Annotated in this window: 24 protein-coding genes and 1 riboswitch; of the genes, 9 read left to right on the top strand and 15 right to left on the bottom strand. The window is 63.2% G+C overall.

What is annotated here, in order from left to right:
• Window positions 1-137: 137 nt before the first annotated feature.
• From AC1DPX_RS02430 to AC1DPX_RS02420, 3 genes are all read right to left on the bottom strand, one after another.
• Window positions 138-584, bottom strand: coding sequence for an HPr kinase/phosphorylase (locus AC1DPX_RS02430; protein ID WP_477234335.1), 447 nt, complete (start codon window positions 582-584; stop codon window positions 138-140).
• A gap of 9 nt (window positions 585-593) precedes the next feature.
• On the bottom strand, window positions 594-2,375 hold the full coding sequence (locus AC1DPX_RS02425) for a stimulus-sensing domain-containing protein (RefSeq protein ID WP_477234333.1): 1,782 nt from the start codon (window positions 2,373-2,375) through the stop codon (window positions 594-596).
• 99 nt (window positions 2,376-2,474) lie between these two features.
• Window positions 2,475-3,176, bottom strand: a complete 702-nt coding sequence (locus tag AC1DPX_RS02420; protein ID WP_010912942.1) for a response regulator transcription factor — start codon at window positions 3,174-3,176, stop codon at window positions 2,475-2,477.
• Between the two features lie 343 nt (window positions 3,177-3,519).
• On the opposite strand from AC1DPX_RS02420, the gene AC1DPX_RS02415 reads away from it, so the two are divergent.
• From AC1DPX_RS02415 to lysM, 3 genes are all read left to right on the top strand, one after another.
• Window positions 3,520-5,130 carry a phosphoenolpyruvate carboxykinase gene (locus tag AC1DPX_RS02415; RefSeq protein WP_477234331.1) on the top strand — a complete coding sequence of 537 codons (1,611 nt, stop codon included), beginning with the start codon at window positions 3,520-3,522 and terminating at the stop codon, window positions 5,128-5,130.
• Between the two features lie 98 nt (window positions 5,131-5,228).
• Complete coding sequence (gene arfB / locus AC1DPX_RS02410) at window positions 5,229-5,666, top strand: alternative ribosome rescue aminoacyl-tRNA hydrolase ArfB (protein ID WP_202356662.1); 438 nt, start codon at window positions 5,229-5,231, stop codon at window positions 5,664-5,666.
• An 89-nt stretch (window positions 5,667-5,755) separates the two neighbouring features.
• Window positions 5,756-6,220 carry a peptidoglycan-binding protein LysM gene (gene lysM, locus AC1DPX_RS02405; RefSeq protein ID WP_172347361.1) on the top strand — a complete coding sequence of 155 codons (465 nt, stop codon included), beginning with the start codon at window positions 5,756-5,758 and terminating at the stop codon, window positions 6,218-6,220.
• Window positions 6,221-6,293: 73 nt separating this feature from the next.
• On the opposite strand, the gene AC1DPX_RS02400 is transcribed toward lysM, so the two are convergent.
• Window positions 6,294-8,468: a TonB-dependent siderophore receptor gene (locus AC1DPX_RS02400; protein ID WP_477234329.1), complete on the bottom strand. Its 2,175-nt coding sequence runs from the start codon at window positions 8,466-8,468 to the stop codon at window positions 6,294-6,296.
• 251 nt (window positions 8,469-8,719) lie between these two features.
• On the opposite strand from AC1DPX_RS02400, the gene AC1DPX_RS02395 reads away from it, so the two are divergent.
• Window positions 8,720-9,349, top strand: a complete 630-nt coding sequence (locus AC1DPX_RS02395) for an alpha-ketoglutarate-dependent dioxygenase AlkB family protein (RefSeq protein WP_477234327.1) — start codon at window positions 8,720-8,722, stop codon at window positions 9,347-9,349.
• Window positions 9,350-9,426: 77 nt separating this feature from the next.
• On the opposite strand, the gene AC1DPX_RS02390 is transcribed toward AC1DPX_RS02395, so the two are convergent.
• Window positions 9,427-10,524: an FAD-binding oxidoreductase gene (locus AC1DPX_RS02390; RefSeq protein ID WP_477235725.1), complete on the bottom strand. Its 1,098-nt coding sequence runs from the start codon at window positions 10,522-10,524 to the stop codon at window positions 9,427-9,429.
• Between the two features lie 20 nt (window positions 10,525-10,544).
• Window positions 10,545-11,792, bottom strand: a complete 1,248-nt coding sequence (locus tag AC1DPX_RS02385; protein ID WP_477234325.1) for an aromatic ring-hydroxylating oxygenase subunit alpha — start codon at window positions 11,790-11,792, stop codon at window positions 10,545-10,547.
• Window positions 11,793-11,906: 114 nt separating this feature from the next.
• A riboswitch (cobalamin riboswitch) is annotated at window positions 11,907-12,107 on the bottom strand.
• A gap of 493 nt (window positions 12,108-12,600) precedes the next feature.
• On the opposite strand from AC1DPX_RS02385, the gene AC1DPX_RS02380 reads away from it, so the two are divergent.
• The 3 genes from AC1DPX_RS02380 (at window position 12,601) to AC1DPX_RS02370 (ending at window position 13,386) form a co-directional block, all read left to right on the top strand.
• Window positions 12,601-12,798, top strand: a complete 198-nt coding sequence (locus AC1DPX_RS02380; protein WP_202356656.1) for a DUF680 domain-containing protein — start codon at window positions 12,601-12,603, stop codon at window positions 12,796-12,798.
• A gap of 72 nt (window positions 12,799-12,870) precedes the next feature.
• Complete coding sequence (locus tag AC1DPX_RS02375) at window positions 12,871-13,077, top strand: DUF680 domain-containing protein (protein WP_202356655.1); 207 nt, start codon at window positions 12,871-12,873, stop codon at window positions 13,075-13,077.
• Between the two features lie 72 nt (window positions 13,078-13,149).
• Window positions 13,150-13,386: a DUF680 domain-containing protein gene (locus AC1DPX_RS02370; protein ID WP_477234323.1), complete on the top strand. Its 237-nt coding sequence runs from the start codon at window positions 13,150-13,152 to the stop codon at window positions 13,384-13,386.
• Window positions 13,387-13,472: 86 nt separating this feature from the next.
• Here AC1DPX_RS02370 and AC1DPX_RS02365 read toward each other — a convergent pair whose 3' ends face one another.
• The 5 genes from AC1DPX_RS02365 to AC1DPX_RS02345 form a co-directional block, all read right to left on the bottom strand.
• Complete coding sequence (locus AC1DPX_RS02365) at window positions 13,473-14,585, bottom strand: ABC transporter ATP-binding protein (RefSeq protein WP_477234321.1); 1,113 nt, start codon at window positions 14,583-14,585, stop codon at window positions 13,473-13,475.
• A gap of 31 nt (window positions 14,586-14,616) precedes the next feature.
• A complete protein-coding gene (gene bglA, locus AC1DPX_RS02360; RefSeq protein WP_477234319.1) occupies window positions 14,617-16,281 on the bottom strand; it encodes a beta-galactosidase BglA in 1,665 nt (554 codons plus the stop codon).
• Window positions 16,282-16,285: 4 nt separating this feature from the next.
• Window positions 16,286-17,440 carry a carbohydrate ABC transporter permease gene (locus tag AC1DPX_RS02355; protein ID WP_202356651.1) on the bottom strand — a complete coding sequence of 385 codons (1,155 nt, stop codon included), beginning with the start codon at window positions 17,438-17,440 and terminating at the stop codon, window positions 16,286-16,288.
• Window position 17,441: 1 nt separating this feature from the next.
• Window positions 17,442-18,455 (bottom strand): carbohydrate ABC transporter permease, encoded by a 1,014-nt coding sequence (locus AC1DPX_RS02350; RefSeq protein ID WP_202356650.1) that lies wholly within the window; start codon window positions 18,453-18,455, stop codon window positions 17,442-17,444.
• A 179-nt stretch (window positions 18,456-18,634) separates the two neighbouring features.
• Window positions 18,635-19,990, bottom strand: a complete 1,356-nt coding sequence (locus AC1DPX_RS02345) for an ABC transporter substrate-binding protein (RefSeq protein ID WP_202356649.1) — start codon at window positions 19,988-19,990, stop codon at window positions 18,635-18,637.
• 364 nt (window positions 19,991-20,354) lie between these two features.
• Between AC1DPX_RS02345 and AC1DPX_RS02340 the strand changes: the two genes are divergently transcribed.
• A complete protein-coding gene (locus AC1DPX_RS02340) occupies window positions 20,355-21,377 on the top strand; it encodes a substrate-binding domain-containing protein (protein ID WP_477234317.1) in 1,023 nt (340 codons plus the stop codon).
• 141 nt (window positions 21,378-21,518) lie between these two features.
• A complete protein-coding gene (locus AC1DPX_RS02335) occupies window positions 21,519-22,172 on the top strand; it encodes a hypothetical protein (protein ID WP_477234315.1) in 654 nt (217 codons plus the stop codon).
• 89 nt (window positions 22,173-22,261) lie between these two features.
• On the opposite strand, the gene AC1DPX_RS02330 is transcribed toward AC1DPX_RS02335, so the two are convergent.
• From AC1DPX_RS02330 to AC1DPX_RS02315, 4 genes are all read right to left on the bottom strand, one after another.
• Window positions 22,262-23,506, bottom strand: coding sequence for a flavin-containing monooxygenase (locus AC1DPX_RS02330; RefSeq protein WP_202356646.1), 1,245 nt, complete (start codon window positions 23,504-23,506; stop codon window positions 22,262-22,264).
• 213 nt (window positions 23,507-23,719) lie between these two features.
• Entirely contained in the window at window positions 23,720-25,162 is a 1,443-nt protein-coding gene (locus AC1DPX_RS02325; RefSeq protein WP_477234313.1) for a S8 family serine peptidase, read from the bottom strand.
• Window positions 25,152-25,820, bottom strand: coding sequence for an anti-sigma factor (locus AC1DPX_RS02320; protein WP_202356644.1), 669 nt, complete (start codon window positions 25,818-25,820; stop codon window positions 25,152-25,154). The genes AC1DPX_RS02325 and AC1DPX_RS02320 overlap by 11 nt, the downstream gene beginning before the upstream one ends.
• Window positions 25,817-26,383 (bottom strand): sigma-70 family RNA polymerase sigma factor, encoded by a 567-nt coding sequence (locus AC1DPX_RS02315; RefSeq protein WP_027040618.1) that lies wholly within the window; start codon window positions 26,381-26,383, stop codon window positions 25,817-25,819. The genes AC1DPX_RS02320 and AC1DPX_RS02315 overlap by 4 nt, the downstream gene beginning before the upstream one ends.
• Window positions 26,384-26,627 lie beyond the last annotated feature (244 nt).

Raw genomic sequence — 26,627 nt, 5'->3', positions numbered from 1 at the left:
TCACAGGCGCATTTTATGCTCGCCAGCCATTCCAGGCGGCGGGAGCGCTATCTTGTCGACGCGCGGCCCGTTGACAAGCCCAAAATTGCGCCGGCCCATGCCATTTTGACGCATTGCAACAAAAAACCCCGGGCGGATCATAGAAAAGGCACGATGGACAGCCGGGCCATCACGGCGGGCAGGGCAGCCGTGACATTGCGTTCGGCCAGATCGATCCGCGGCACGGCGCAGCCGGCGACCTCCTCGCTGGCGTCCTCCTGGAAGCGGGCGATTTCGCCAGCCGGCAGCAGGCGCACATGCAGGTCGACGACGCAGGCAGGTTCGAACGGCAGCTTCCGTGGGCCAAGTCCCGGCACTTCGGCGAGGCCGGCGATAGTGGCGGGCGCTCGGCACACCAGCCGCCCCGCATGCGCCTCGGCGAAGAGCTGATCGTCGCCGACCAGCCTCGAGAACAATCCGAGCTGGCGGCAATGGTCGATCAGCGTCAGCGCCAGCGTTGTCTTGCCCGAACCGGATGCGCCGCTGACCAGGATGCCGCGCTCGCCGATCAGGATCGCCGTCGCATGGATGTTTTCAGGCGGCACGGTCGGCAATCATGCTTCGGCCGGCAGCRTCACGACGAAGCGCGCGCCCTTGATCTCGCCGGGCTTGGTGCCGGGGATGTTCTCGGCGGTCAGCGTGCCGCCATGGGCCTCGACGATCTGCCTGGAGATCGACAGGCCAAGGCCCGAATTCTGGCCGAACGCCTCGCCGGCCGGCCGGTCGGTGTAGAAGCGTTCGAAGATGCGGTCGATGTTGTCGGCGCGGATGCCCGGACCATTGTCGTCCACGGTCAGGATGTTGAACTTGCCGGCGCGCGCCAGCGACAGGCTGATGTGGCCATGGTCCTCGGGAACGAAGGAGCGCGCATTCTCGATCAAATTGGTGACGACCTGGCCGATGCGCAGATCATGACCGGCGACGAAATAGCCTTTGACGCCCTGCGGCAGCTTGGCGACCTTGAGTTCGATCTCGACGGCCTTCTTGTTGCGCGTGGTCTCGCGCGACACGGCGACGAGGTCGGTGATGAATTTCTTCAGGTCCACCGTCCCCGCATCTTCGCGCGCGAGTTCGGCGTCGAGACGGGAGGCATCGGAAATGTCGGTAATGAGGCGGTCCAGACGCCGGACGTCATGCTGGATGATGTCCATCAGCCGGCTGCGCGAATTGTCGTTCTTGGCCAGCGGCAGCGTTTCCACCGCGCTGCGCAGCGACGTCAGCGGGTTCTTCAACTCATGCGACACGTCGGCGGCGAAGCTTTCGATCGCCTCGATGCGCGCGTAGAGCGCGTTGGTCATGTCGCGCACGGCGACTGACAAATTGCCGATCTCGTCCTGCCGGTCGGAAAAGTCGGGGATCTCCTCGCGGCTCTTGACGCCGCGCCGGACCCGCACCGCCGCCGCCGACAGCCGGCGCAGCGGATTGGCGATGGTCGAGGCCAGAAGCATGGACAGGATGGCGGTGACCAGTGCCGCGATGCCGAAGACGCGCAAGATCGCCTTGCGTTCGGCGGCGACGATCTTGTCGATGTCGCCGCCTTCGGTCGACAGCATCAGGACGCCGAGAACGGCGCGGAAGCGCTGGATCGGCACCGCCACCGAAACGATCTGCTCGCCCTGTTCGGAGACGCGCACGATGGTCGACGGACTGCCGGTCAGCGCCTTCACCACTTCCGGGAAGGCAGCGCCGTTGCCGCCCGGTTGCTCATGATAGACCGGCAGGTCGGTGTTGCGGAAGAAGTCGAAGATGAACTTCTGCACGCGCTCGACAAGGTCGGGCTCTTCCTCTTCGACCGGCGGCAGGTCATAGCGCAGGATCTGGCCGCGCGAATAGAGATGGCGCGAATCGAGCAGCAGATTGGCGTCGCGGTCATAGATGCGGGCTCGCGTACGGGTCGGCGAGATCAGCCGCCGCAGCACCGGCGCGACACGTTCGGGATTGATCGGAAAGTCCAGATTGTCGAGCTGATCGGAGCCCGGTCCCAGGCTTTCGCCGGCCTGCAGCTCGAGCAGCTTTTCCGGGTCGATGCTGATCGAATCGGTCTCGACCGTCGCCGACGCAGCGATCGCGCCGGCGATGATCTCGCCCTGCGTCATCAGGCTTTCGACGCGGGCATCGATCAGCCCGTCGCGGAAGGTGTTGAGGTAGAGGATGCCGGTGACGAGCACTGCCAGGCCGGCAAGGTTGAGGAACAGGATGCGCCGCGTCAGGCTGGAAAAGATGTGATGGCCGAGGAAGCGGCGCATTGGCACCGTGATCTTCGAGACGAATGACGGCATGATGCGCGACGGCCGCCTGGCGCCCGTCGGTCTTGTTCGCTGTGCTTCCACTGCCATCGAATAGCAGGCCCTGTTTAGTGAGTAGGCGTTAGGCAGTAGGGAATAGAGAAATGGCTGAGATTCTCTACTGCCTAATCCCTACTGCCTATTCCCTATTCACGCTTCTCGGAACCGATATCCCACGCCATAGAGGGTTTCGATCATCTCGAAGTCGTCGTCGACAGCCTTGAACTTCTTGCGCAGCCGCTTGATGTGGCTGTCGATCGTGCGGTCATCGACATAGACCTGCTCATCATAGGCCGAATCCATCAGCGCATCACGGCTTTTTACGACACCGGGACGCTGCGCCAGCGAATGCAGGATCAGGAATTCGGTGACGGTGAGCGTCACCGGTTCGCCCTTCCAGGTGCAGGTGTGGCGCTCCTGGTCCATGACGAGCTGGCCGCGCTCGAGTGAGCGGGCCTGCTGGCTGGGCGCCTTTGCCGCAGCCTCGCGGGCACTGGCACGGCGCAGCACGGCGCGCACCCGCTCGACCAGCAGGCGCTGCGAGAACGGTTTGCGGATGAAATCGTCGGCGCCCATCTTGAGGCCGAACAATTCATCGATCTCGTCGTCCTTGGAGGTCAGGAAGATCACCGGCAGGTCCGACTTCTGGCGCATCCGGCGCAAGAGCTCCATGCCGTCCATGCGCGGCATCTTGATGTCGAGAATGGCAAGATTTGGCGGACGTGCCGCCAGGCCTTCCAGCGCGGACGCACCATCCGTGTAGGTCTCGACGCGATACCCCTCGGATTCGAGGGCGATCGACACCGACGTCAGAATGTTGCGGTCGTCATCGACAAGCGCGATTGTTGCCATTTCAAGCGGCTCCCTCATGAGCTGTCCCTTCTTTCGTAGAGAAGGGGCTTTTGCAGGACAAATTAGGTACAAAATGTGGCATAGGCCTTGTCCGCTGTCACGCGCGGGGTGCCGCAGGCCACAATCCTACCTCGACATGGATTGGACGAACGAACAGCGCCAATCCTTTGGGCAACCGTGAAACTTTTCGCATATATAAACGATTTAAACAACTTTCAAAATATTTAAATCGATTAATGATTTGATATCATTTGGCTTTTCTGGTTTTGACCATCTCAGCCCACACTGCGGGCGTGCCGGAAATGCGCCGGCAAAGATGCGGCAAATCGTAGAAGGGACACCAATGTCGGAAGTCGGCAAACGCAATCCTGCTTGCCCGATCGATCGTATCGGCCTGAAAACCACCGGTATGGTGCGCTACAATTTCGGCGCGGCCGCCCTTTACGAGGAGGCGATCCGGCGCGGCGAGGCCCGGCTGACCGCGCATGGCGCGCTGGTCGCCGAGACCGGACAGCACACAGGCCGTTCGCCCAAGGACAAGTTCGTCGTCCGCGACGCCGCTACCGAGGCGCATGTCTGGTGGGACAACAACAAGGCGATCTCGCCGGCCCAGTTCGAGACGCTGCTCGCCGATTTCCTCGCCCACGCCGCGGACAAGGATCTCTATGTTCAGGACCTCGTCGGCGGGGCCGATGCCGAGCTGAAACTGCCGACGCGCGTCATCACCGAATTTGCCTGGCACTCGCTGTTCATCCGCAATCTTCTCATCCGCCCGGACAAGGCCGAACTCGAACAGTTCGTCCCTGACATGACGATCATCGACCTGCCGTCCTTCCGCGCCGACCCCGCCCGCCACGGCAGTCGCACCGAAACGGTGATCGCCGTCGACCTCAGCCGCAAGATCGTGCTGATCGGCGGCACCTCCTATGCTGGCGAGATGAAGAAGTCGGTGTTCACCATGCTCAATTATCTGTTGCCGCAGAAGGGCGTTATGCCGATGCACTGCTCGGCCAATGAGGGACCGGCCGGCGACGCCGCCGTCTTCTTCGGGCTTTCGGGAACCGGCAAGACGACGCTGTCGGCGGATCCGTCGCGCACGCTGATCGGCGACGACGAGCACGGCTGGGGCCCGCACGGCATCTTCAATTTCGAAGGCGGCTGCTACGGCAAGACGATCAAGCTGTCGGCCGAAGCCGAGCCGGAGATCTTCGCCACCACGCGGCGCTTCGGCACGGTGCTGGAAAATGTCGTGCTCGACGCCGATGGCGTGCCGGACTTCAACGATGGCCGGCTCACCGAAAACACACGCTGCGCCTACCCGCTCGACTTCATCCCCAATGCCTCGAAGACCGGGCGAGCCAGTCATCCCAAGAACATCATCATGCTGACCGCCGACGCCTTCGGCGTGATGCCGCCGATCGCGCGGCTGACCCCGGCGCAGGCAATGTATCATTTCCTCTCCGGCTACACGGCCAAGGTGGCCGGAACCGAAAGGGGCGTCACCGAACCCGAAGCGACGTTTTCGACCTGCTTCGGCGCCCCGTTCATGCCGCGCCACCCGTCGGAATACGGCAATCTGCTGCGCGAGCTCATCGCCAGCCATGGGGCCGATTGCTGGCTGGTCAACACCGGCTGGACCGGCGGCGCCTACGGCACCGGCAAGCGCATGCCGATCAAGGCGACACGCGCTTTGCTTGCCGCCGCCCTCGACGGGTCGCTGAAAACAGGCGAATTCCGCACCGATGCCAATTTCGGCTTCGAGGTGCCGGTGGCGGTGCCTGGCGTCGACAGCGCCATTCTCGATCCGCGCTCGACCTGGGCCGACAAGCCTGCGTATGACCGGCAAGCGGCAAGACTGGTCGGCATGTTCGCCGTCAATTTCGAGAAATTCGAGCCGCATGTCGATGCTACCGTCATGGGTGCGGCGCCCCGCATGCAGGAAGCGGCGGAGTAGCAGCCCAGATCGCTTGGCATCGTTGCCGCTCAGCACCATTGAAGGCCCGGTTTCGATCGGGCCTTTTCTTTTGTCCGCCGCCGCGCCATGACTGCGGCATGCCGATCGACGACAACATCATCATCGCGGACGAAGCCGTGATCCACCCGGGCGACCTGCACGAGGATTTCATCCGCTCGTCCGGTCCCGGCGGTCAGAACGTCAACAAGGTGGCGACCGCCGTGCAACTGCGCTTCGACGCGGCCAATGCGGCCGGCCTGTCCGAACGCGTGCGCGCCCGCACGATCAAGCTTGCCGGCCAGCGCGCCACCAAGGACGGCGTCATCGTCATCGAGGCCGGGCGCTTCCGCACCCAGGAGCAGAACCGGGCGGACGCCCGGGCGAGGCTGACGGCGTTGGTCGCCAAGGCCGCCGAGCCGCCGCCGCCGCCCCGCAAGAAGACGCGGCCGTCGAAAGGCGCGGTCGAGCGGCGGCTGAAGAGCAAGGCCGGACGCGGCACCATCAAGAAGCTGCGCGGCCGGGTGGAGAACGATTAAGCATTGCACCCGGCGCGTGCATAAAACGGCTTTCCATTTGACACCGCAGATGCAAGGTTTCGCCGTTGCCACAGCAAGGGAGACCAGACATGGGCATGTTCGATTTCGTCAAGAGCGTCGGCAAGAAGCTCGGCATCGGCGGCGACGAGGAAGCCGCACCCACGGCCGACACGCTCAAGAAGGAGCTCGATTCACACAAGCTCGGCACCGATGGCGTGCAAGTCGTCGTCCAGGGTGACACGGCGGTGCTGAAGGGCGTGGTCAAGGACCAGTCGATCTTCGAAAAGGCGGTCATCGCCGTTGGCAACACGCTCGGCGTCTCCAAGGTGCAGGCCGACGAATTGCAGGTCGCGCCGGACGCCGGCAAGGCGGCTGCCCCGGCCAAGGAACCGACCTTCTACACCGTGCAGAAGGGCGACAACCTCTGGAAGATCGCCGAGAAAAGCTACGGCAAGGGCCAGGGAGTCAAGAATACGGCCATCTTCGAGGCCAACAAGCCGATGCTGACTCACCCCGACAAGATCTATCCGGGCCAGGTGCTGCGCATCCCCTGATTCGGCTGTCAGGCCGTCTCGAAACGGCGAAATCAGGCGCCGCGCACCCGAAAGGACGCGCGGCGTTTTCATTTTACCAGCGGCGCTTCAGCGAAGCCGTGATGTTGCGACCCTGACCCAGATAGCAATAGCCGCTGTTGCACACGACGGCACGTTCATCGGCGATGTTGCGGACGGCGAAGGCGGCGGAAACGCCTTCATATTTCTTGTCGACGGCGCCGAAATCATAGGATGCCGAGGCGTCGAGATAGACCGCGGCATCATTCTTGGCGGTGTTTGACGTGTCGGTATAGGTGGCGCTCTGCAGCCGCACGCCGGCTCCGACCGAAAGGCCGGGGGCGGCACTGCCCTCGTCGAATCTGTAGTTGGCCCAGAGGCTCGCGACATGCGCCGGCGTCACGGCCGGAACCTTGCCGATCTCCACGGCTGCGCCGTCAGTGATCTCGGCATGGTTGTAATTGTAGGCCGTGATCACATCCAGCCCGTCCATGATGGCCGCACGCGCCTCAAGCTCAAAACCATCGCTGGTGACTTCGCCCAGAGCGCGGTAGGTGCCCGAGTTGGCGTTGACGACGACCGGCTTGTTCTTCTCGACGAGATGATAGGCAACCGCCGACAGCAGGATATCGGTCCCCGGCGGTTGGTATTTGGCCCCCAGCTCGAACTGCTCCCCCTTCGTCGGCTGAAGGATGCCGCCCGATGCGGATTGGTTCGTGACCGGCTCGAACGAGGTCGCATAGCTCGCGAAGGGCGCAACGCCATTGTCGAACAGATAGAGGGCGCCAGCCTGCATGCTGAAAGCGTTCTTGTTCAAGCCTTCGGAACTGCCGTTACCATATTGACGCGACTGCTCGACCCAGGTCTGCCGGCCGCCGAGCGTGAAGCGCCATCTGTCGAGCTCGATCTGATCCAGCGCGTAAATACCGGTCTGGCGCAGATCCGCGTCGGATGTCGTGAAATTGTAGTCCGGCGTCGGGCCGGAAACACCATAGGTCGGATTGGCGATGTCGAAATCATAGGCAGGATCGACGGGGCCTATCCCATAGCCGAAGGACGAAGTCAGGTTCGTATACTCGAGGCCGAGAAGCACCGTATGGGCGAGCGCCCCGATGTCGAACTTCGCCTCGATCTGGTTGTCGGCCTGGAATACGTTCATTTCGTCGCGGATCGAATTCGCATACCGATGTGCGACGGTCTCCGTCCAACTCGCGACTGCAAGATAGCGCGACCTCAGGTCGAGATGGGAATACCGGACGTTCTGGCGGAACGTGATGCCGTCGCCGAAATCGTGTTCGAATTTGTAGCCGACCTGCTGCTGCCGGATCTTCTGATAGTCGTAGTCCGGGTCGCTTGAGCGCAGGGCATGAACCTTTCCCGACGGATCGGTGATCGCGGCGACACTGGTATCGGTCTCGTCGGCCTGCACCAGCCCGTAGATGGTGAAGGAGGTCGCGGCATCCGGGTTCCAGGTCAGTGATGGCTGCAGGAAATAGCGGTCGTCGGCGATGTCGAAATTGGTGTCGCCGTTTCGCGCCAGGCCGACGATCCGGTAGAGGAATTCGTCACTGCCTTCCGTGACCGGCCCGCCGAAATCGAAGGCCGCCTGCGCCCTGTCCTTGGTGCCATAGAGCAACTGGACTTCGCGGATCCTGTCCTCGGTCGGCAGCTTGGGCACCTTGTTGACGATGCCGGCCGGCGTTCCCGCGCCGTAAAGCACCGACACCGGTCCCTTGATGACCTCGACGCGTTCGAGCGAATAGGGGTCGGTGCGGAAGGTGCCGTAATTGATGTAGGGCTGGCGCAGGCCGTCCTTGTAATCGCCGAGCGTGGTGGCGTCGTAACCTCTGATATAGATCTGGTCGAAGCGCGGATCGAAGCCATATGCGCCGGTGCTGACGCCCGCCGAATAGCGCACCGCCTCGATGATGTCCTGCGCGCCCCGCTCCTCGATTTCCTTGCGCGTCACCACCGAGACGGAGCGCGGCGTTTCGATCAGCGGCGTATCCGTCTTGGTCGCGCCGGAACTGCGCTTGGCGGCCACAGTCTTGTCGTCATCCCGGGAGTTGACCCGGCCACCCTTGCCGGTGACCGTGATCGGCTCGAGCGTGCCGTCTTGAGTCCGGGTGGGCGCTTGCTGCGCGAGCGCTTGATGAGCACCGAGCAGTGCCGCTAGACACGTCGTGGCGAGCAATCCCCGGCACCAGACCTTGCCGTCGCCGGCCGCGTTAGACCCCTCATGAAACGTCACGTCGATATGCCTCGCTCTTTGCCATTCGCCGCCAGCGACCTCGCCCTTGCGTCGGCATCAAAATTGTTGCCTCAAACACTCAAGTTAAAAACTTGACTATGAAATTCATGTTTATCCGTCAACCGCCTTTCGCGAAGCGGGGACGTGAATTCCACACGGCACCTGTGGTGACACTGGCGACGGCTTTCGGGTCGCCGTTTTCCGTCGATGGTGGCATCTTGCTGGCTCGAACCATCTCAAGGTGCGCTTCCATGCTCGTTCTGCCCAACGGCGTCCGCCACATGCCGGCCTATCTCTCCCGCGCCAACCAGGAGGCGCTGGTCGAGGCGGTGAGAGGAATCGTCCAGCAGGCGCCGCTGTTCGTGCCGGCCATGCCGCGCACCGGCAAGGAGATGAGCGTGCGCATGACCAATTGCGGCCCGCTCGGCTGGGTCACCGACAAGGAGCGCGGCTATCGCTACCAGCCGACGCATCCRCTGACCGGGGAGCCATGGCCGCCGATCCCGCAGGGCCTGCTCGATCTGTGGCGGCAGGTGTCGGGATATCCGAATCCGCCGGAGGCCTGTCTGATCAATTTCTACACGGCGGATGCAAAGATGGGCCTGCACCAGGATCGCGACGAGGCCGACTTTTCGGCGCCTGTCGTCTCCGTGTCGCTGGGCGATGATTGCCTGTTCAGGGTCGGCCAGACGACGCGCGACGGCGCCACCAAGTCGTTCAGGCTGAAGAGCGGCGACGTCGTCGTGCTTGGCGGCGAGGGCCGTCTCGCCTTCCACGGTGTCGACCGCATCTATCCCTCGACCTCGGCGCTGCTCAAGAATGGCGGCAGGATCAATCTGACGCTGCGGCGGGTGACCAAGCCGCACGAGAACGGTTTATGAGCCGACCTTGACCCACGTTCCTATCAAGCAGCCGCGGCTGCTCGGCAAGGCCGCCATGCAGGGTCCGCCCGACGCTGTTACGCCTCGATTTCGAGCGCCGACAGCGGCTTCGAGCAGCAGGCGAGGATGAAGCCGTCATCGATCTCGTGATCGAGGATGCCGCCATTGTGGCTCATTTCGACGGCGCCCGAGACTTTCTTCACCTTGCAGGTCCCGCACAGGCCGAATTCGCAGGCTGCGGGGATCCGCACGCCGGAGGCGCGCGCCGTCTGCAGCACGGTCTGGCCGGCGACGCACTCGGCATCGACATCCGAAAGCGCGAAGCGGATCGGTGTTGCTTCGACGGGAACGGCCACGCCGTCTTCGCCGGGTGACGCGAACGGCGCCGGGACCTCCTCCACCACGGGTGCGGCAAAGCTCTCCTGGTGGTATTTCGTCATGTCGAAGCCGGCGGCTTCCAGCATGCCGCGAACGGCGCGCATGAAAGGATCCGGACCGCAGCAGAAGATCTCGCGTTCGCGGAAATCGGGCGCCAGCAGCGGCAGCCGGATCGCGTCGATGCGGCCCATATGGCCGTACCAGCCCTCGCGGCTCGACCGCTCCTCGATCATGAAGCCGAGCGACAGGCCCGGCATATGGCCGCCCAGCAACTCGAGCTCCTTGCGGAAGATGATCTCCTCCGGGCGTCGCGCGCAGTTGACGAAGCCGACATCGGTCCACGGCGCGCAATCGTTCAGCCAGCGCAGCATCGACATCATCGGCGTCACGCCGGAACCGGCCGAGATGAACAGATATTTGGCCGCCGGGTGGCTGTGCAGCGAAAAGTCGCCGTTCGGCCCATAGGCCTTGACGTGCGAACCGGGCACCAGATGATCGAACATCCAGCGTGTGCCGATGCTGCCGGCCTGCGCCTTCACCGTCACCGCGATCGAGAACGGCCGCGACGGCGAGGACGACAGCGTATAGGTGCGCATCAGCGGCCCGTCCGGCGTCGGCAGTTCCAGCGTCACGAACTGGCCCGGCTTGTAGCGGAACCAGGTCTGGTTGTCGGAGCGGAAGGTGAAGGTCTTGACGTCAGGCGCCTCGTCGCTGACGCCGATCACTTCCAGCACCTGCAGCCTGTCGTTCCAGGGCGCCATCTGGTCGAGGTGGCGATAGAGACCGAGATCCGTCATCGCGTTCATTCCTCAACCTCTCAAGCGACACTGCGCAGCGCTGGCCGGCCGTCATCGGCAAGGCGCGGACCGATGAAGCGGGCGTACCAGTCGACGAACTGGATCACGCCGCCCTCGTGCAGCTCCGAATAGGGGCCGGGCTCGTAGGCCGGCGACAGGATGCCGAAAGCGTTTTCCTCGACGATGCGGCGGTCCTGGTCGTTGGTCTCGGTCCAGACATGGGTGAGTTCGGCAAGATCGTAGTCGACACCCTCGACCGCATCCTTGTGAACCAGCCACTTGGTCGTCACCGCCGTTTCCGTCGCGCTGATCGGCAGCACGCGGAAGGTGACGGCATGGTCGATGAGGATATGGTTCCRGGTCGTCGGGTAGTGATAGTGCATCAACGTGCCGATGCGATCGGCCGAGACCGTGTCGGACAGGTTCTTCTTCACCGCGCGCTTGCCGTTCATCGTGTAGCTGACCGCGTCGCGCAGCAGCGGCGCGCGGGTGGCGCGGTATTGCCCGGCCGGGTCGATGCGGAACTTGCTCGGCAGGCCGGCGGCCTCGCATTTGGCCCAGTGCGCCAGCATCTCCGGATCGCTGTCGGCGCCTTGCACCCCGGTCACCGTGGGGGCTTCCGGGAAGGTCTTGCACAGCTCCGGATGGTTGCCGGCGCAATGGTAGCACTCGCGGTTGTTTTCCCAGACGAGCTTCCAGTTGCCCTTCTCGACGATCGTGCTCTCGAAGGCGATCTTTGCTTCGCCGAGCCGGTGCGGCTTGAGATAGGGTTCGATCATCGCCCGCATCGGCGCGAAGTCGGCCGGCTCCTTGGCCAGGCAGATGAAGACATAGCCGGCCACGCTTTCGCAGGCGATCGGCTTGAGGCCGAACTGGCTTTTGTCGAAACCGCCGGCCATCTGGCGGGCAAACAGCAGCCTTCCGTCCAGCTCATAGGTCCACTGGTGATAGGGGCAGACCAGCTTGGCGGCCATGCCCTTGTCGGTGTTGCAGACACGGCTGCCACGATGGCGGCAGGAATTGTGGAAGGCATTGATCTTGCCCTGCTGATCGCGCACCAGCACGACCGGATAGTCGCCGATCTGCACGGTGATGAAGCTGCCGGGCTTGGGAAGTTCGCAATCATGGCCGATGAACAGCCAGTCGCAATACCAGATCAGCTCCATGTCGAGCTTGAAGAAATCGGGATCGGTGTAGAAGGGCTGCTCGAGCGAGAAGCCCTCTCTGCGGCCGTTCAAGAGCCTCAGCATATCGTTGCGCGCATCCATGTCCTGTCCTCATGCTTCAAGGACTGAACTGGTGGTGATTGAGGAAGGATTAGACGCAGAACGGCAAAAGCCGGGCATGCGCCGTCCGCCTCTTGACCGCCCACCGCGATCAGTCGAGTTCAAAAATCTCGGGCTGGTTTCCGGGCTCTGGAGTGTCCTTGCGGACGGTCGCGACACCTTCCCAGGCTTTCGCCCAGTGGTCTCCCGTTGCGACTTGAACTCCACCACCGTTGCGGGGGCAGCGCCGGACTTTGACCGGCTTCCCAATTCTCCGCCCCGTCGTCACGAAGCGGCACCTGAGATGACATGATCTAATCACGACAGCGTTTGCGACATCGGCATGAAAGCGACATCGCATCCATGTGGCGCGACACGCATGCGCAACGATAGGGCCGCGCATAGCAGCCACGAAATCGTCGAGGTGACGGCTGTACAGGCCATCAAAATCGACCCGGAACGGGAAGCAAAAAGGCTAACGGTTTCGAAAAGTGACTATTAGCAGAGTCTAAAATCGAACCGAACGGTTCGTTTCTGTTGACGGTGCGTGCAGGACGGTGTGAACACTGAGCCTCCGATACAGTTGGTGATCAAGGCGTTGGATTTGCTTAAAATATTGATATCAATAAGAAAAATGTTTTAAGTGGAACACTCTGGCACAATTTCAAGTGGTGGATTCTTGGTCCACACGGAACAACTTCGTGATTGGAAACGGCGAGAGGGCTTTCCCACATCGGGGCTGTCCGAACGACGCGATTTCAATCCCAAGACACGCCGCTAGACGGACGGAAAAAATACTGGAGTACTAAAAATGAAAAAGATTGTTCTCACTGCCGCCGCCCTTCTGGCAATTTCCGGCAGCGCCTTCGCTGGTAGCGACCACTATGGTTCGAATGCCGCCGCAGCCACGGCTGTCGACAGCTCGTACACCGCTTCGACCAAGAAGTCGGAACCGGCTGCTCAGACGCCTGCCCAGGGCGCCGATCACAACCTGTTCGGCAACAACTAACAACCGATGGCGGCTGGTGGCGGGCTTTTCGCCCGCTGCCACGGCTGACCTCAAGAAATTCAGGAGACTATCATGAACAAGATCATCCTTGCTGCCGCCGCCGTCCTGGCCATTTCCGGCAGCGCCTTCGCCGGCAGCGACAACTACGGTTCCAACGGTGCCAACCAGCCGGCCGCTGCGGTCGACAATTCCTACACGGCTTCGGTCGGCAAGTCGGCTCCGGCCACCCAGGCTCCTGCTCAGCAGGGCTCCGACCGCAACCTTTTCGGCAACAACTAACAACCGATCGCGGCTAGCGGCGGGCTTTCCGCTCGCTGCTCCGGCCGATCTTAAGAAATTCAGGAGACTAAAATGAACAAGATCATCCTTGCTGCCGCCGCCGTTCTGGCTATCTCCGGCAGTGCTTTCGCGGGCAGTGACAATTATGGCTCCGATGGCGCCAACCAGCCCGCCGTAACTTCGATCGACAACTCGCGTACGGCTTCGATCCGCGAGAACGGCTCGCCTGTCTACAAGCTGCTCAATTCGTCGGGCGACGTGCAGAAGTCCGCTCCTCAGGGCAGCGACCGGAACCTCTTCGGCCGTTAACAGCCGAAGCTGATTTCCAAGAAAGAGCGGCGAGCCTAGCCCGCCGCTCTTTTTTGTGTCGCTTTGACCCGGCAGTGCGTGCGGCCTCAGGCCGCTTTTGCTTCCGGCTTTTGCAGCGCGAAGGAATGTCCGTCCGCGTCGAAGATATGCAGGTCCTCGGCGTTGGCGCTCAGCCGCAATGTCGAACCGCGCTTGACCTCGACATTGCCCGGCAGTTTGGTCACCAGCGGCAGGTCGGCGCGGCCGATATCGACATAGACCAGCTGGACCTCGCCAAGCTGCTCGACATAGTCGACCGTTCCCTCGAACAGATACTCCGCACCGCTGGCGATGATCAGGTCTTCCGGCCGCACGCCGAAACTGACCGCCGCGCCCTTGGCCGAGGCGGGCGTCGTGATCGGCACTGTCGCCTTGCGGCCGCCGACATGGCTGACGACGGTCGGGTTGCCGGTCTTGTCGATGGTTGCCGGCAGGATGTTCATGGCCGGAGAGCCGATGAACTGGGCGACGAACAGGTTGCCGGGTTTCTTGTAAAGGTCCATCGGCGTGCCGACCTGTTCGACATGGCCGTCCTTCAGCACCACGATGCGGTCGGCCAGCGTCATCGCCTCGACCTGATCGTGGGTGACATAGATCATCGTCGTGTTGGGCATCGATTCCTTGAGCTTGGCGATCTCGATGCGCGTCGCGACGCGCAGCGCGGCGTCGAGGTTCGAGAGCGGCTCGTCGAACAGGAACACTTTCGGATTGCGCACGATGGCGCGGCCGATGGCGACACGCTGGCGCTGGCCGCCCGACATCGCCTTGGGCAGCCGGTCGAGATATTTGGTCAGCTGCAGGATTTCCGCGGCCTGGCGCACGCGGCGGTCGATCTCGGCCTTGTTTTCCTTTCCGATCTTCATCGAGAACGCCATGTTGTCGTAGACCGTCATATGCGGATAAAGCGCGTAGGACTGGAACACCATGGCGATGCCGCGCTTGGACGGCGGCACGTCGTTGACCACGTCGCCATCGATCTTGAGCTCGCCCGACGTGATTTCCTCGAGCCCGGCAATAGAGCGCAGCAAGGTCGACTTGCCGCAGCCGGACGGACCGACGAAGACGATGAACTCGCCCGATTTGATATCAAGGTCGATGCCGTGGAGAATGTTGAGATTGCCGTAGGACTTCTTCACTTGTCTCAGATTGACATCGGCCATTGGTTTCCTCCCAGTGATTTCCTCAAGGATTTCAGTCTATGCGCCCGAACCAGGCACCGTAGCCGCCAAGCTCGATCGAACCGGGGTTCGCCTGCCCGGAAAAACCGTGCCCCGGCAAAGGTTGCAGGGATCGGCTGCCAAGGTCAACCTTGGCCGGCCCGGCGCCGAGGTTGAAGACGCAGACGATCTCATCGTTGCCGGCGCGGCGCGTGAAAGCGACGGTGTCGCCCTCGCTCTCGATGAAGGTGATGTCGCCCTTGGCCAGCGCCGGATGGGCGCGGCGGAAGGTCAGGAAGCGCCGGTAGTGCTCGAGCAGCGAAGCCTGGTCGCCCTGCTGGACATTGACCGCCTGCGCCAGATGCTTGGCCTGCACCGGCAGCCAGGGCTTGGCCTGTGAGAAGCCGCCATTCTTGGCGCCGCCGTCCCACACCATGGGCGTGCGGCAGCCGTCGCGGCCCTTGAACTCCGGCCAGAAGCGGATGCCATAGGGATCCTGCAGGTCCTCGAAGCGCAACTCGGCCTCGCCGAGCCCGAGTTCTTCGCCCTGGTAGATGCAGACCGAGCCGCGCAGCGACATCAGCAAGGCCGAGATGACCTTGAGATAGGCGACAGGGTCGGCTTCGCCGGCGGCCCAGCGCGAGGCCGGGCGCATCACGTCATGGTTGGAGAACGCCCAGCACGACCAGCCGTCGCTGGCGACCCTGCCAAAGGCTTCCAGCACCGAGCGGACCTTGGCGGCGCTGATCTTTTCCGGCGCCAGGAAGTCGAAGGAATAGCACATATGCACGCGCTTGCCGCCGGCCGTGTAGGCGGCCACGACTTCCAGCCCGCGCTGCGAATCGCCGACCTCGCCGACAGCGGCGGTCGCCGGATATTCGTCGAGCAGGGCGCGAAAGCGCTCCAGGAAGCCGAGGTTTTCCGGGCGGCTCTTGTCGTAGAGATGATCCTGGTAGTTGTATGGATTGACCGCCGGCGCGGTCTGGTCGTTGCGCTCTTCCGGCGGCAGCGGCGGATTGTTTTCCAGGCCCTGGCTGTGGAAGTAGAAATTGATCGTGTCGAGCCGGAAGCCGTCGACGCCGCGTTCCAGCCAGAAGCGGGTGACGTCGAGCAGCGCGTCCTGCACCTCGCGATTGTGGAAGTTGAGATCGGGCTGCTCGGCCAGGAAATTGTGCAGGTAATATTGCTGGCGGCTGGTGTCCCACTGCCAGGCCGATCCGCCGAAGATCGACAGCCAGTTGTTGGGCGGCGTGCCGTCGGGCCTGGCGTCCGCCCAGACATACCAGTCAGCCTTGGCATTGCTACGGCTCGACCGGCTTTCCTTGAACCAGGGATGGATGTCGGCCGTGTGCGACAGCACTTCGTCGATCATCACCTTGAGACCCAGCCGGTGCGCCTCCGCCGTCAGCGCGTCGAAATCGGCGAGCGTGCCGAACATCGGGTCGACGTCGCAATAGTCCGAGACGTCGTAGCCGAAATCCTTCATCGGCGACTTGAAGAAGGGCGAAATCCAGATGGCGTCCGCGCCGAGTGCGGCGATGTAGGGCAGCCGTCCGATGATGCCCTTGAGGTCGCCGATGCCGTCGCCGTTCGAATCCTGATAGCTGCGCGGGTAGATCTGATAGATCACAGCACCGCGCCACCAGTCGCGATCGATGGCGAGGTCGGGGTTCGAACTGGCTTTCAAAGCGGATTGCATGGTCTCAGCCTCCTTTCACCGAGCCGGCGAGCAGCCCGCGGACGAAATAGCGCTGCAACGAGAAGAAGACGATCAGCGGCACGATGATGGTGATGAAGGCCGATGTCGTCAGGATCTCCCAGTTGCCGCCGCGAGAGCCGAGCAGCGCGTTGAGCTTAGCCGTCAACACGATCTGGTCGGGCGCCGTACCAAGGAAAACCATCGCCACCAACAGATCGTTCCATACCCACAGGAATTGGAAGATGGCGAAGGAGGCCAGCACCGGGAAGGACAGCGGCAGCACGATCTTGACGAAGATCTCGAAGTCGCTGGCGCCGTCGATGCGTGCCGATTCCATGATCTCGCGCGGCAGGCCGGCGATGTAGCTCCTCAGCAGATAGATGGCGAAAGGCAGGCCGAAGCCGGTATGCGCCAGCCAGATGCCGAGATAGGTCTTCGACGGCACGCCGAAGAAAGTGCCGACGCCATTGTAGAGTTTCAAAAGCGGGATCAGCGACATCTGCAGAGGCACCACCAGCAGGCCGATGATGACCGCGATCAGCAGCGCCCGGCCGGGAAACCGCATCCAGGCCAGCGCATAGGCGGCAAAGGCGGCGATCAGGATCGGGATGACGGTCGCCGGGATGGTGACGGTCAGCGAATTCATGAACGAGCGGCCGATGCCTTCCGAGAACAGCACGGTCTGGTAGTTGTCGGTGGTGAATTTCGGTGGCGCCGACGAGGCATAGTAGAGGCGCTGCCCGCGGTCGCCCTCGAACGCCTTGGGCGAGGTCATGACGAAGCTGCCGTCGGCATTGACCTGCAGGGTGACGCCGTCACCGAGGTCGGCCGATGTGCCGGCGGGATATTGCGTCGGTGCCGCCGCCTTGACGCCGAAGGCGCTGATGTTGCGGTGGGCACCGTCGCCGAAAATATTGCCCTCGAGGACGTACTTGCCGTCCTTCTGGGTCTGCGCCGTGGCGGGCGGCAGCCGCCCGGCCTCGGTCTGGCTGGAGCTGGCGAACGAATTCCACCAGCCCGAGGCGACGATCTGGTCCTTGTCGCGCAGCGACGAGACCAGGATGCCGAGTGTCGGAATGGTCCAGATGGCAACGAAGACCAGCACCGCTATGTGGACGCCGAAACGGCTGACGAAGGATTTTCCGGTCGCGACGGCCATCTCAGTGTCCTCCCGTCTCTTTGTTCGCCTGGCGGATGTTCCAGACCATGATCGGGATGACCGCGATCATGATGATGATGGCGATCGTCGCGCCACGGCCGAAATCGCCGCCACCGCGGAACATCCAGTCGAACATCAGATTGGCCAGAACCTGGCTGTTCCACTGGCCGTTGGTCATGGTCAGCACGATGTCGAACACCTTCAGCACCAGGATGGTGATCGTGGTCCAGACGACGGCGATGGTGCCCCAGATCTGCGGCACCATGATCTTCCAGAAGATCTGGAACGGGTTGGCGCCGTCGATGACGGCGGCTTCCAGCGTTTCTTCCGGAATGCCGCGCAGCGCGGAAGACAGGATGACCATGGCAAAGCCGGTCTGGATCCAGATCAGGATGATCATCAGGAAGAAATTGTTCCAGAACGGCAGCGAGATCCACACCTGCGGCTGGCCGCCGAAATGCTGGATGATGGCGTTGAGCAGGCCGATCTGCACCTGGCCCTCGCCGCGATACTCATAAATGAACTTCCAGATCACGCTGGCGCCGACAAAGGAGATGGCCAGCGGCAGGAAGATCAGGCTCTTGGCGATCGTGCCCCACCAGATCTTGTCGGTGAGCACGGCGATGATCAGGCCGAGGAACGTGCAGGCCGCCGGCACCACCGCCAGCCACAGCAGATTGTTCAGGATCGAGCGTCGGAGATCCGGGTCGCGCAAGGCCCACTCGTAATTGGCGAGCCCGACGAAACTGGTGCCGCCGCGGTCGAGGAAGGAGAGCCACAGGGTCGCGACCACCGGGTAGATCAGGTAGATGGTGAGAATGATCATCGCAGGGCCGACGAACAGCCATGGCCGCACCAGGCCCTGCCGGCGCAGATTGTTGACGGCAGCCGTGCCGGTGACCCCGCGCGAAGGGAAGGTCAGGTCCAACAGTTTGTTGGCGCCCCAGAAGTAGGCGACACAGCCGCCGACGCCGATGATGATGACGAAAATGGCCGAGAAAATCTGAGCCGCCATGGGTCCCTCTCCCTGCGCATGACCAGCCGGGCAAATCCCGGTGGTCGGATGCACCGACTTTGTGAGTCATTCGGAACAATCGAAACGCGAAGGCTTGCGGCGTATGCCGCCGGTCGGACCCGGGCCGTAGCCCGGATCCTGCAGGAGGATCAGTAAGGTTCTAGCTTGTCCGTTGCGACCTACTTGATGGCGTCCCAGCTCTTCTGGATGTCGGCGGCCACGTCCTGGGCGGACTTGCCGCCGACCAGATCGATCATGCCGGTCCAGAATGAGCCGGCGCCCACCTTGCCGGGCATCAGGTCGGAACCGTCGAAACGCACCGTCGTCGCTCCAACCAGGATCTCGCCCTGCTTCTTCAGCGCATCGCTGCCATAGGCATCCTTGTTGGCGCCCTTGAAGGGGGTGACGAAGCTCTTCTGCGCCATCCACAATTCATGCGCGAGCGGCATCTCGAGGAACTTGATGAACTCGCGCGATGCCTTGGAATCCTTGGTGATCATCACCAGCGTTCCGGCGACTTCCAGCGGCGTTCCGAGCTCCGGCTTGGAGGCGTAGGGCGGGTAGGGGAAGAAGTCCGCGTCCTGGCCGAGCTTTACGCCCTCCGGGAAGAATGACGGTATGAACGATGCCTGATGGTGCATGTAGCACTTCGGCGGCACGGTGAAGAGGCCTTTCGGGCTGTCGCGGAAATCGGTCGCCGCCACTGCCTTGGCGCCGCCATCCACCATCTTGTCGTCGGTGGCGATCTTGCCGAAGATGTCGATGGCGTTGACCACTGCCGGATCGGTGAACGGGATCTCGTTCTTGACCCACTTGTCGTAGACTTCAGGCGGCTGCGTCCGGAGCATGATGTCCTCGACCCAGTCGGTCGCCGGCCATCCGGTCGCGCCGCCGGAACCAAGCCCGATGCACCAGGGCTTGGCGCCATCGGCGATGATCTTCTTTTCGAGCTCGGCCAGTTCTTCCTGGGTCTTCGGGACCTTGTAGCCGGCTTCCTGGAAATTGTCGGGCGAGTACCAGACCAGTCCCTTCACGTCGATCTTGTAGGGAAAGGCATAGAAAGCCGACTTGCCGTCCTTGCCCGTATAGGTGCCGAGCTTGGCCCAGGAGTCGCCGGCGGCGTAGTTCTCCTTGATCCAGGCGGCGACGTCGTCGCCCAGCGGGGTCAGCACGCCCTTGGAAGCGAGGTCCTGGATCAGGCCCGGCTGCGGCAGGACGGCGATGTTTGGCGGGCTGCCGGCCTGGGTGTCGATGACGATCTGTTGCTCGTAGTTTTCGGACGAGGAGTATTTCACCTCCGCCCCGGTCGCCTCGGAGAAATAGTCGAGCACCGAACGGACAAGCGTCTCATCCTCGCCGCGCCACGGCCCGAAGATGGTCAGCGTCTCGCCCTTGAGGTCGACTTTCTTGAGGTCGTCAAAATTCGCCCAGTGAAAGCGCGAATCCTCACCCGGCTTGAACTTCAGTTCGGCATGCGCGGGCGTATTCAGGGCGAGCGCACCAAACGCAACACCCAGCATAAGCATTTTCTTCATCGGTATTCCTCCCAGTGGGTCACACACACCGGACGGAACCTCCATTCCGCCCGCCGACGCCGCAGGACTGTGACTCAGTCGCAAGGGAACCGCAACCTTTCGAAGAGTCTTCCAAAGCGCTTTGGCTTTTCGGATCACGCCATTGAATCATCCGAAAGTCAAGGGGGTCCGGTAGCTAATCGATTTAATTTTGCGAATTTTGGCGCCGAAAAGTGCAGCGCAGCATGCTTTTTTGGCAGCGCAACAGCAATTTCTTGTTTCAAACCGGCCTTAACCCCGACTATGGTCAATCGCGATGATGTCGTGCCCTTGTGGCGCTTGGGTCGATTCAATTTAAAAGCGCTTTGAGGGAATGGAGACCGTTGTGAACCTCAAGCAGCTCGCGCACATGCTGGCGCTTTCGCAGACCACGGTAAGCCGGGCATTGAACGGCTACCCGGAGGTCAACGAGGAGACGCGCAGGCGCGTCATGGACGCCGCCAAGCGCCACGGCTATCGCCCCAATCCGAGCGCGCGGCGGCTGGCGACCGGCAAGTCCGGCATGATCGGCTATGTCCTGCCGACAGGCGCGGCCGTCGACATCGATCCGCATTTTGTCGAGTTCCTGTCGGGTCTGGGCGACTATGCCCGCTCGCACGAGCTTGATCTCGTGCTGTCGCCGGCCGATGCCGACGACCAGGAGACGACCTACCGGCGCATCGTCGCCAACCGGCAGGTCGATGCCGTCTATATCTCCTCGCCGCGGCCGCAGGACAGCCGGGTGGCGCTGGTAAGCACGCTCGGCATTCCCTTCCTCGTCCATGGCCGCAGCGAAGGCTTCGACTTCGACTATCCCTATCTCGACATCGACAATGAGGGCGCCTTCCACGAAGCGGCGCGGCTGCTGGTCCAGCTCGGCCACCGGCGGCTGGCGCTGATCAATGGCGATGACCGCGAGACCTTCGCCATCCATCGCGAGCGTGGCGTGCGCCGGGCGCTCGCGGCGAGTGGGCTGACCTTGGGCGAACGCCATGTCTGTTCCGTGGTCATGACCGAAGAGAACGGCTACCGCGCCACCAGGCGTCTGCTCGAGGGGGGCGACGCGCCGACGGCGATCGCCTGCTCCAGCCTGATCATGGCGCTGGGCGTCGTGCGCGCGGTGCGCGACCTCGGCCTCACCATTCCCGGCGATGTCTCGCTGATCGCCCATGACGACGTCTTCCCCTGGCTGAAGCCGGAAAATTTTTCCGTGCCGCTGTCGACGACGCGCTCTTCCATCCGCCTTGCCGGCGCCCGCGTCGCCGAGCGGCTGGCGGCGCGGATATCGGGACTGGAAGAAGGCGCCCGCGGCGAGGTTTGGCCGGTCGATCTGGTGGTCAGGGGCTCGGTCGCCGGCGCGCCGGCGTAGGCCATGGTCCAATCAAGATGAACGACCGGGTTCGGCCCGAAGCGGACTCCCAATGCATGCCACTTCAAAGTGACCTCGGTTTTGAAGCGATGACGAAGGCCTACTAACGACGCTTTAGCCCGCCCGCCCCAACATGGGCCGATGAACATCGATCAGCCCAGCGCGGTTTTCGGACGGCGCGGGCGCGAGAGCCGCGCCCCGGCCACGCCGGTTCACCATGCCGCGAAACCGGCGCGCCCTGTTGGCCATATCGTGTTGCTGCTCGGCCTGACGGGCCTTTTGCTGACGGGTGCCGGTGCAATCTTCTGGACTCTGCCTGGGATAGGAATGGCAAAGGCGGAAGCCGCGCGGGCAGAACAGAAAGTGGTCGAAATCGTCAACCAGCCGGTTACCCATCTTCACCGCTCCGGGCCATTCACGGTGTTTTCGCCAGGCTGGTTTCATCCGGGCGCCACAGAGCCTGACTTCAACAATGTCGACATTCGCACCACGCAGGAACTGACCTATGAGGGCCATGTCACATCAGACCTGAACCCCACCGAGATGTTCAACGGAAGCGAACGCGAATTCAACGCGGTGACCAAATATTTCTACACCGACCGAACACTGCCCAAGAAGCGGCTGTCCGACGCGGAAATGGTCGAGATCAATGGTCTCTACCGCGTCATCGGCCATGATGAGCAGGCGGTGTTGATGCGATGGCTTGTTGTGATCGGGCTGGCTGTCGTCGGGCTCTGTCTTGCATCCGCGTTGGTTCTGCAAATCGGCCGAACCCGGCAACTGCCGGCGAGCTGATCGCTAGACCATGCCGAGATCGGGGGCGGCGCGCTGGCTTTTCGACAACAGCCGTAACAAACCCAATCCGTGTGGCTGTTTCCAGATTGTCACGAACGCTCGACCATATGCTCGACAAGGCGATGTGCCTCTTCGGCGACCGCCAATATTGTGCCTGACTTGCGTGTGGAGGCGAAATCCAACCCGGCGAAGTAGATGCCTGGCCGGGACGCCACGCCATCCTCGTGGAGGGGCTGTCCTGCCGGGTCGAGCACTCCGGGAAGACGCATCCAACTGAAGTCGCCGCGAAAACCGGTACACCACACCACGGTCGTGATGCCGGCCCCCGCAATGTCGAGTGAACCGATGGTTGGGTCAGGCAGAGAAGCCTGGACAGTCTCGGCCGGATCGGGTTCCGCAGCAGGGGCATCGATTCCGGAACGGCTGATATACTCATCGATATGGCGTTTGACGTTGGCGGAGGCTTCATCCGCAAAGCGAACATGTGCTTCGAGATCGTCGGCGAACGAGAGACGACCGCCATCTTCGACACCTGTGAGGCGCCCCAGTAGCACAATACCCTTGGCGCTGAGCGCTTGCAGGCTTATCGTTTGTTGTGCCCCGAGCACACCCCGAGGCGGAATGCGTTTCGCAAGTTGGATGATCTCCTCTCGACGCACATCGAGAAACCCGCTTTCGACGAGCCAGATCATGATGTCGCGACCGCGATAGCGTCGTACCAGCCGCCCGACCCGGCCGGTGGAAAGGAAGACGGTTCGTCCTGCCTCTGCCAAGTCCTCCGCGATCTGACAACCCGACTGGCCGCTTCCGACAACCAGCACCGCTCCATCGGCGAGACCGGCGGCGTTGCGGTAATCAGAAGCGTCGATCTGGCATAGGCGGGGAGTCAACGAAGCCGCCCAAACCGGGCGTACCGGACAATTCAAGTGACCGCTTGCGATCACCACGTTCCGTGCCAAAAATGTGCCGCGCGAGGTGGTGAGCCGATATTCGCCCTTCTCGTGCCCGCTGGCCAGTTCGGTCACCACCGTCTCTGGTTCGACCGGTAGCCCATTGCGCTTGGCGAAGTCCTCAAGGAGGGCAACGAACTGGTTGCGTGTCAAGGCGCCGGATGGATCTGAACCTTCATAACGGTCGCCCGGCATGACGGTCTGCACGTTCGGAGTGTTCATCCGGAAAGAATCCCACCGTTGTGTGAGCCAGGTCTCTCCGATGCGACCCCGTTCCAGCACACTATGGCGCAGGCCCCGTCGTGCCAACGAATAGCTCACGCCCAGACCGGCCCAGCCGGCCCCCACCACCACCGCATCAAGGACATTGGCGCCGCTCGTCATTTGCCACTGGCCTCGACGCCAGCGTCATTGTGGCGTTTCGAGGCGGGCGCCTTGCGCGCTGAACGTGGCCTCTTCGCGAGCGGCCCACCACAGAGACAGCGGTCAATGCCGCCTGAACGTAGCAACGCCATCCGCATAGGCCCCTCCCGCAGGAGAGAAGATAACATCTCCGTCGGCTCACGCCACGGTCAAATCCGGCAAAGGGCCTTGGACCTACTCCTTCGCCACCTCGGCGGCCTTGATGTCCAGCAGCCCGTAGCCGAAGTCGTTGTCCCGCCCCTTGGGGCCGAGATCCTTGGCCGTGGCCGCCAGCGCTTTCTCGATATCGTCGGCGCTACGCCCAGGCGACGCATGGATGAGATTGGCGATGGCGCCACTGACGATCGCCGCGGCAAACGAGGTGCCGGTGACGACATCGGAGCCGGCGCCGCTTGGCGCCACCATCTCGACCCCGGGCGCGGAGATGAAGACATAGGCGCCGCGATTGGCCTGCGGCATTAGGGCGTCCTTGGCGTCGGTCGCGGTCACCGCGATGACGCCGTCGAAAGCCGCGGGGTAGCCATAGGGCGCCTTCGGCCCGTTGTTGCCGGCGGCGGCGACCAGCACCATGCCGAGCGCGCGGGCATTGCGGCAGGCGGCGCCGAGCAGGTCGTTCTTCGGCCCGACGAAGCTCATATTGATGATGCTGACATTCTGTTCCGCCGCCCAGTCGAGCGCCGACAGGATGACGTCCATGGTCGACTTGCCGCCTTCGAAGGCGCGGGCGTGATAGATCCTGGCGCCCGGCGCCATGCCTTCCAACGCGCCGACGCCGGCGATCAGCCCGTCGATCGACGTGCCATGATCGCGCTTCTCGACCGGCACGTCGGGCATGGCGTCGAACTGCGCGGCGATGACGCCGGCCAGCGCCGGATTGGCGTCGTCTATGCCGGTATCGATGACCGCAACCCTGACATTCTCGCCGCTGGCCTGCTTGGCATCGAGCGCGATGCGGTCGAAGGCGTAGTTGACGATGCCGGCGGCCTGCTGCAGCGAATAGATGTGGTTGGGCTCGCGCCGCTGCGTGCGGCCGTCGGCGGCGAGCTGCGCCAGCACGACGCCGACCGGGCGGCCGTCGGGAATGCCGAAGCGCACCAAAGTCGTGCCAAGCAGGCGCGACTGGCGCTGCGAGCGCACTTCGAGGCCGAAGGAAGCAGCGATCTGCTGCACGGCGCCGGCATCGCCGTCGACCGTCACCAGCACCTCGTCGGGCACGAACTCGCCGGCCACGGCGCGCGGCGGTTGGACGGCGATGAGATCGGTCGGCGAGACGATCGGCCCGTTGGCCGGCGGGCCGGGCTGGTTGTTGGCGGGCGGTGTCGCCGGTTCTGGTCGCGGCGTGGGCACCGCTGCCGGAGGCTCGGCCGGATTGGGAAACAGGTCGACGATCAGGGCGGGGAGGAAGACGGCGCCGGCCTGGGCAGGACCCGCACCGCCGGCGTTGGCGCCGCTGCCGTCCTTGGCGCAGTCGGCTGCCGTAGCATTGGCCCCGTTGGTGCAGTCTATTTTCGTCCGGCCGGGGTCGGCGGCGGTGGTCTGTGCCGACGCGGGCATGGCGGCGATTGTCATCGCCGCCGCCAGGAGCGCCGCAAATCGAAGGGCCGCCTCAGCCGCCATCAACCGGTTTCCTTCCCTCGATCACAGTGTCGGCGAACGGCTGGGCGGCAATAAGGCTGAGCTGCTTGGCGTAGTCGGCGGTATTGGCGGCGGGAATGCCGAGCCGGAACACGCCGTCGGCCGTCGGTCCGCCAATGACCTTCATCCCGTTGTTGCCGAGGAATGCCGAAATGTCCGACATCTTCGCATCCGGCTTGAACTTGACCAGGGCGAACGGCATTTTCGCCAGATCGTCTTCAGCGCCGGCAATTTCGAAATCCTTGCCCTTGCCGCCGGGCTGCACCAGGGACTGCACCGCAATCAGCGCCAGCAGGACAGCGGCCGCCGCCCAGGCGACGCCGACAGGCACCGCCATGAAGCGGCCCCAGGCCTGCGCCAGCCAGGACGAGCCGGCAGGCTTGCGTGCGGGGCCGGCCTCGGCATCGAGCGCCCTGGCGAAGCGGCTGAGCGCATCGGCGGGCGGGCGGATGGCTTCATTGGCGGCCGATGTGCCGGAGAATTCGGCCTCGGCCTCGCCAAGGGCGGCGAGCGCCGCCGGATCTGTCGCCAGCCATTCCTCGACCGCTTCGAGGTCGGAGCCTTCCAGCGAGCCGTTCAGGTAGAACGGCAGCAGCGTTTCCATTTCGTCACGGCGCGACATCTTTTCAGCGGCGCTCATGGCCACCCCCTGTCGTAACCGGCGGCCTTGAGGGCCTCGCCGAGTTTCTTGCGGGCGTAGAACATCCGGGTCTTGACGGTCGCGACCGGAATGCCAAGCACCTCGCCGATCTCTGTCACCGACTGTCCGTGATAATAGGCAAGGTCGATCACCGTGCGGTGTTCTTCCGGCAAGGCGTCGATGAAGCGGCGCAAGGCGGCGGCCTTGTCCTCTTTCATGGTGACGACCTCTGGCGTGTCGGCGCCATCGGGTACCGCGGCCGCCGCCTCGTCGTCGATCCAGTCTTCCTTCTTCTTGCGCAGCAGCGACAGTGCCTTGAACCGGGCGATGCCGAGCAGCCATGTCGAGACTTCGGAGCGCCCCTCGAAGCCCGGCGCCTGGCGCCACAGTTCGAGGAACACCTCGTTCGCGATATCGTCAGCCATCATTTCCGATCCCGTCTGGCGCGCCACGAAGCGGTAGACCCGCGCGTGGTGACGCATGAACAGGAGCCGCACGGCGGCACGGTCGCCCTTCGCGACCCGGTCGACAAGCGCGCGATCGGTCTCCGTCGCTGCCGTCATGGCCGGTCGAGCCGCCTGGCTCCTGTCCGTTCTGTCGCTGATCGGTCCAAAAAGGTTCATCCTCCGCCAAGGAATTTGCGGAGGCTAACCGAAGAAAGGAAGCGTTGCCAGAGTATCTCCCTTCTCCCCGTCACTATACGGGGAGTTGAGGAGTGGTCCGCGCGGCGGACGAAAGGCCAACTGCTTGGCTTTTCGTCCGACGAACGCCGGCAGGCGGATGAGGGGCGGCGCCGGCGTCGCGTTC

Source organism: Mesorhizobium sp. 01N446, assembly GCF_056399285.1.
This window is presented reverse-complemented; position numbering and strand designations above follow the sequence as displayed.